Consider the following 6,000-nt stretch of genomic DNA (forward strand, 5'->3'; position numbering starts at 1 on the left):
CAAATATGTTGCCTATACAACGGTCTCGCAAAAACGCTGGTTTATAAACGGACTACCAACGTCATTGGTTGTTACTATTCCTGGTGTATGGGCGACTTGCTTGATTCCAGCGGTTACGTATTTCCTTCTTGAGCCTGTCTGTTGACAAAAAAAGCCACACGAAGAGGTGTGGCTCAAAAACAAACCGTAAGGCTAACCGATTCGGTTAGCTGCCCAGTTGACCTAAAATCTGTTTGGTCAGGGCCACATGCTCTTTAAAGACGGCCAGCGCCAGGGTGGCCAGATGCCGCGTCTGGCTTTCGGCGGGGCTGGTTTTACCCATTGATTTCGTTAAATAATCCTGAGCCAAATCCCGCAAAAATTCATGATTTTCGAGTTGGTCCTGAATATACGTCTTGTCAAAAGCAGCGCCTGTTGTGGTCTTGATTTTGGTCAGTGTAGCCTGAGCTTTGGCATTCATGGCTGGTACGGGGGTACCCAGATCTTTGAGCACCGACGTAACAGCCTTAGCCTCTTCCAACTCAAAGCCCGCGAACTCCTTCGCGTATTTATTAGCCGCTTTACCCACCGCAATCTGACTGGTGACCAGCGACAGCTCGGCCGGGCCAATAACCTTTTGACGAAATTCTTTTTCCGTGGCTGCCATCGGTGAATCATCCACGGGGTTGGCCGCTTCGCTGATGAGCGATGTTAGTAAGGAGGCCAGTAAGGGCATACCAGCCCGTAGGGTCATCGTACTGGCTATCGACTTTTTAAAAAAATCTCTGCGGGGTGTTGGTTCAATCGATTTCATAGAGCTTGTTTGCGACGGATTTACGACTCCGTAAATCACCCTGTAAACGGATTGGCCCGTATCCTGTTTACAGCCTCTTCTAAATCGGTCCGAATAGTACCGTTTGCTCATTTATGCCTCTGGCTAGGTGCTTGTCGTTTATTGCCGTTGCTTTCGTTTACTGACCCCATCTCCCTAAATGATCTGACCGTTGTGTTCCGTGAAGGTGAATTTGCAACGCTAAACTGGACTTTGAAATCATACGGACTGTCCAGTCTAGCTTACCCTGGACAGTCCTCCTGCGCTAAACCATCTGTACTGGTAGCCGTTCATAGGAGGTTGAGTTACTCAGCGCACAGGTACGATTTACTAACCAATGCATATGACTATGAATTATGTCCGGCGTGGAACCGGCAAACCACTCTTATTGCTCCATGGTCTGGGGAGTTCGCTAAAGGTTTGGGATCTGATTATGGATGAGTTGGCCACCCAGCGGGATGTGATTGCCATAGATTTACCCGGTTTCGGTCAGTCACCGGCCCTACTGGGAGAGGTATCCATTCCCACCCTGGCCGATGCAGTAACCGACTTTTTAACCCAGCACCAACTGCTGGGTATCGATGCCGTAGGCAATTCGATGGGGGCCCGGCTGGTGCTCGAACTCGCCCGGCGGGGCCAGGTGGTCGGTGCTGTTGTATCCTTGGATCCGGGTGGATTCTGGCAAGGCTGGCAGGTGGCCTATTTCTACCAGTCAGTTCGGCTATCGGCACAATTATCCAGGCTTATCCAACCGATCTTACCGCCCCTGGTCAGCAATCCGGTGAGCCGAACGGTGCTGTTTGCTCAATTTTCGGCCCATCCCTGGACAATACCAGCCCGAGTAGCCCTTCATGAATTTCGGGAGTTTTTACCCACCCCCAGCTTTACCAAGCTGCTGGATAGTCTGGCCCATGGCCCTCCACAGCAGGGAGCATCCCTTGGTTCCATTCCGAACCTGGTCATTGGTTGGGGTCGTCAGGACCGGATTTGTCCGCCCAGTCAGTCTGAATTGGCCCTGAAGTTGTTTCCTGACGCTCAGCTACACTGGTTTTCGAATTGTGGCCACGTTCCGCAATTGGATGTGCCGGCTGAAACGATTGCGCTGATTCTGGCGGTCACGGATGGCTGCTATGAACCACAATCCCAACTCCCTCCTGCGACAAAAGCGTCAGCGGTGACAGAAAACGTCTTGATTGGATTGGGTGTTGGGGTGCTGTTGGTGGGCCTATTGCTCACTTTTGGTATCAAAAGATAAGGTCAATGCTGATCAAGTAGGTGTCGATCTGGGAGTGCTGACCATATTCCTCACGGACTTACTGGATAAGGGGAAATTAAAACCTTGAACAAACTACTTGACTAGTTGTGTACTAAATCTCACAAAAACCTCCTGATTGAGTCGAGAGAAACTTACCGTGATGCCTCAATATTCGGTGGAATTTTAGGCCGACTTGGGTACAGCCACGATCAACCTCCATTTCCGTTGGTCCCAGAAATGGTGCCAGACCCCATCCTCATCCGCCTTATAAAAGCCGGATTTCCGCTCATGCTTTCCCGGTTCAATGAGGGTCCAGCAATCTCCTTTCAGTAAGCCACACAGCTTGTGTATTGTACCCGCCTGTACCTCGTGAGTTGTCCCAGGTAGGCGCTTCACTGTAGTCAAGGCAAACGTTCCATCGTCTTTTAGCTCCGCAACGATCTCAGCGTATCCGCCCGATAAAATGGTACTGCGAAAGGGCCATGGGTGGTCATGAAACAGCTCGTCGTTAGCCGCCGTAAAATGATGCAATACCCGGCCATCGCCCAGGTGATATTTGGTAAACGTTTTATTCATTCGCTCAACGCGAACGATGCCTTCCGGGGTTGAATATGATTGCATACATTTCGTTTAGCCTGAGCATTTGGACGCCTTACAGGCTGTCCTGACTACTACAAAAAGCAGTATTTGAATTAAAGACAAATCTGGGTATGGCGCAGTTCATAAGCTACGGATTGAGTTGAACAGGTATTAAATTTAAAAGGGACATTCTCAAAATACCCTCCTTCATGAGACGTTAGAATTTGCCCAGTCAAAGTACGTGTGATTTCGGCCAGCCTTAATTTAGATCGATTAGTTGCCACATCAAGTTACGTAACAGTGGACACTGGGTTCCAGCAGAATTCCACTCACTAACAAATACTTAAATAAGTGCCAATCAATCAGAGAATTATATATATTAGCTGTATAAAGCACCAAATTTTAGTATTCATCAATATGAAGTCATTCTATCTACTCCTGTTCGTGAGCTTGAGTGTGTCAGCCATAGCCCAAAGCCAAATCTCAAACAGTAAAAAGATAGCCTTACCGGCTAAACCTGTTACTATTGATGTTGATGTTGACAAAACGGCTGTTATTGTCGTGGATATGCAAAATGATTTCGGCAGTAAGGGAGGTATGTTTGATCGGGCTGGCATCAAAATAGCAACGATTCAAAAAGCGGTTGCTCCAACCGCTAGAGTGCTCGAAGCCGCCCGCCAAGCAGACATCCCAATTATTTACCTTAAGATGGGCTATCAGCCAGATTTGTCTGATGTAGGCAGTGAAGATTCACCGAATCGGATTGGTCATTTACAATTTTTGCACGTAGGCCAGCCTGACACCGCACCTGATGGGTCAAAAGGCCGTATTTTGATCAGAGGTAGTTGGGGTACGGAGATTGTTAGTGAGCTGAAGCCACGTCCTGATGATATAGTTCTGTATAAAACTCGATTCAGCGGCTTTTATCAGACTGATTTAGATGCTATCCTGAAGAAATTAGGCAAAAAGTATCTCATTGTCACCGGCTGTACCACGAGTATTTGTGTCGAATCAACCATCCGTGATGCCATGTTTCGGGATTATTCGTCCGTATTATTGTCTGATTGTACAGCGGAACCCATGGGCGCAAACTTATCGAGAAGTAATTATGAAGCGTCCCTACTAGCTATTGAAGCCTTTGGCTGGGTGTCTTCCTCGGATGAATTCATTAAAGGAAGTAAAGCAGTCAATAGTACAGTAGCGAGAAAACAGAAGTAGCCATATATATGTGGGTCACGACTTCGCCTAATAGTTATTTGTTTCCCTGATCTGTAGCAAAGCTTTTTAATTAGGGCGTTTTGCCGGATAATAAATCAGTGTAGTACACCTAGACTGTTATGGATTATTCTGGCCGTTAAAAGTGGTGATGAAGCATGACTCACTCTATAGTTTGACTGTTCACGCAAAATTCTTACAGTCAAAATTCCTGTGTTGTTAACTAACCTTGGAGTAGCTAGATTAGTTTTTGCGTTAAGCCTGCTAACAGTGGGCTCCGGCAGAATTCAACGCCAATGAATCAATAAACACCCCAAATTTCAGTTTATGAAAAGACAACGGTTTTTTCAGCTTTGCTTAGCCACAGGCGCTTTTATAGCCTCGCCGATTACTCTGATTGCTAACTCAATAAAAAAAATCAGAGATGAAAAAGGGTTTATGGTCGGCTCAGGAAAAGATCGATTTGATAAACAGATCACGCTCTTACAAGGTGACACGTTTTTTACCAAGATATCAACCCAGGATACCAATGGGGATTTATATGTCTACGAATCCACCCGCCTGAAAGAAGGTGGTCCACCCCATCATTATCATTTTAGTCAAGATGAATGGTGGTACGTGCTTCAGGGTGAATTCATCATCAAAGTAGGGGAAAAAACCTATCGGGCCAAGGCGGGTGATAGCGTATTTGGCCCCCGCATGGTTCCCCACAGTTTTGCCAAGGTAGGCGAAGGGGAAGCCAAACTGTTAATGATTTTCCAACCGGCTGGCCGCATGGAAGAATTCTTTCAGAAAGTGAGTGAAGGGGTACCCAACAAGATGACCGAGGAAGAACGGGCGCGGTTTAACGAAGACTATGGCACTAAACAGGTCGGCCCCCCGATCGGTAATTTAAAGCGGTAGATAAACGTATATACGTTCAATATCATTTGTTAGACAGGACTTCATCTGACGCTTGAAACATTTAATAATCAGATTGCGACTATAAGTTCAATTTTCTCAAAATACACTCTTTAAATGGGAGTACTGAGATAGTTCACTCAATAAATTGAGCAGTCAGGAAAAATAGCGCCAGTCAAAAAGGTTCAGTTTCGGAAATCTCAGAGTTTAGTAAATTTAGAATGGGATTAAAATTGCCTATATACTTATGATTTACTAGCATGATCAATAAACAGGTATTCTTTGCCCCTCATCCGGCCCTTCAACAGCTTGTCAATCATATTTTTATTAGCTCGAATGTTACCACTGATTTACAGGCCAAGTTAAGTTTCCCAAACCCGCCATTGCCCGGACATTCCATCTACTTTTTTCCTTATGACAGACCCATTGTCGAAAATACATTTACTAAACAAGTTAAAACACTTTATGCCTGTACTATTGCCGGACCGCAAACAGAACGTACTATTCTTTCGCTTGGTTATAATCATCTGATTATAAAAATAGGGTTTCAGCCGGGCGTTCTCCATAGGTTGTTGAGAGAACCTATGCAGAGAATGATTCAGATAGACTATGATGGGGAAACCGTATTTGGCAAATCCATTCAGTATGTATTGGATGCATTAGCGAATGCGGCTGACTTTGAGGTGATGAAAGCTATCGCAGAAGAATTCATGTTCAGTCAGCTCACTAAAATTAAAAGACCTTTTTCTATTGATTATGTAATTCCTGAAATAATAAAGTATGGTGGCTCGGTTAAAATTGATGACCTGGTCAAGAAAGCCTGTCTGAGTAACCGCCAGTTTGAACGTGCCTTTAAAGAACGAATGGGCGTTTCACCAAAATTCTACAGCCGGTTAGTTCGATTTGGCAAGGCGTGGTTGCTCAAAGAACACAATCCGGCTATGACCTGGACCCAGGTCGCTTATGAATGCAATTATTTTGACCAGATGCATTTAATCCGGGATTTTAACGTGTTTGCGGGTACGAATCCAACCGAGATTTCAAGCGCTTTTGAAAAGCAGCCTTTTTTAATAGTGCGAGATATCTATCATTAGCTATAAAACGTCGTATTTGTACTATTAGCCAGGGAGGGTATGCCGGTAATTTTGTAATAAACATTTATTTAACCTAAGTTGTGTGGTTAGAAGTAGAACAAAATGTTGTGAGCCATCACAAAGCCCACTACTTTGAGCAGAAAGCC

General features: G+C 45.4%; 6 protein-coding genes. 4 read left to right on the forward strand and 2 right to left on the reverse strand.

The window, feature by feature from the left end; translation table 11 throughout:
• Positions 1–205: 205 nt before the first annotated feature.
• On the reverse strand, positions 206–793 hold the full coding sequence (locus IC229_RS27170; protein WP_190890846.1) for a DUF4142 domain-containing protein: 588 nt from the start codon (positions 791–793) through the stop codon (positions 206–208).
• 367 nt (positions 794–1,160) lie between these two features.
• On the opposite strand from IC229_RS27170, the gene IC229_RS27175 reads away from it, so the two are divergent.
• Positions 1,161–2,066: an alpha/beta fold hydrolase gene (locus IC229_RS27175; RefSeq protein ID WP_223834217.1), complete on the forward strand. Its 906-nt coding sequence runs from the start codon at positions 1,161–1,163 to the stop codon at positions 2,064–2,066.
• 183 nt (positions 2,067–2,249) lie between these two features.
• On the opposite strand, the gene IC229_RS27180 is transcribed toward IC229_RS27175, so the two are convergent.
• Entirely contained in the window at positions 2,250–2,687 is a 438-nt protein-coding gene (locus IC229_RS27180) for a hypothetical protein (RefSeq protein ID WP_190890850.1), read from the reverse strand.
• A 375-nt stretch (positions 2,688–3,062) separates the two neighbouring features.
• Here IC229_RS27180 and IC229_RS27185 point away from each other — a divergent pair, with 375 nt between their 5' ends.
• The 3 genes from IC229_RS27185 (at position 3,063) to IC229_RS27195 (ending at position 5,854) form a co-directional block, all read left to right on the forward strand.
• Positions 3,063–3,863, forward strand: coding sequence for a cysteine hydrolase family protein (locus IC229_RS27185; protein WP_190890852.1), 801 nt, complete (start codon positions 3,063–3,065; stop codon positions 3,861–3,863).
• A gap of 324 nt (positions 3,864–4,187) precedes the next feature.
• Entirely contained in the window at positions 4,188–4,763 is a 576-nt protein-coding gene (locus IC229_RS27190; protein ID WP_190890854.1) for a cupin domain-containing protein, read from the forward strand.
• A gap of 257 nt (positions 4,764–5,020) precedes the next feature.
• Positions 5,021–5,854 (forward strand): helix-turn-helix domain-containing protein, encoded by an 834-nt coding sequence (locus IC229_RS27195; protein ID WP_190890855.1) that lies wholly within the window; start codon positions 5,021–5,023, stop codon positions 5,852–5,854.
• The last annotated feature ends 146 nt before the right edge of the window (positions 5,855–6,000 follow it).

This window comes from Spirosoma profusum (assembly GCF_014699005.1).
In the GTDB taxonomy this organism is placed as follows: domain Bacteria; phylum Bacteroidota; class Bacteroidia; order Cytophagales; family Spirosomataceae; genus Spirosoma; species Spirosoma profusum.

Bases quoted from the DNA above. Each gene is read 5' to 3' on its own strand.
- IC229_RS27170 (WP_190890846.1), bottom strand. From the start codon at position 793: ATGAAATCGATTGAACCAACACCCCGCAGAGATTTTTTTAAAAAGTCG.
- IC229_RS27175 (WP_223834217.1), top strand. From the start codon at position 1,161: ATGAATTATGTCCGGCGTGGAACCGGCAAACCACTCTTATTGCTCCAT.
- IC229_RS27180 (WP_190890850.1), bottom strand. From the start codon at position 2,687: ATGCAATCATATTCAACCCCGGAAGGCATCGTTCGCGTTGAGCGAATG.
- IC229_RS27185 (WP_190890852.1), top strand. From the start codon at position 3,063: ATGAAGTCATTCTATCTACTCCTGTTCGTGAGCTTGAGTGTGTCAGCC.
- IC229_RS27190 (WP_190890854.1), top strand. From the start codon at position 4,188: ATGAAAAGACAACGGTTTTTTCAGCTTTGCTTAGCCACAGGCGCTTTT.
- IC229_RS27195 (WP_190890855.1), top strand. From the start codon at position 5,021: ATGATCAATAAACAGGTATTCTTTGCCCCTCATCCGGCCCTTCAACAG.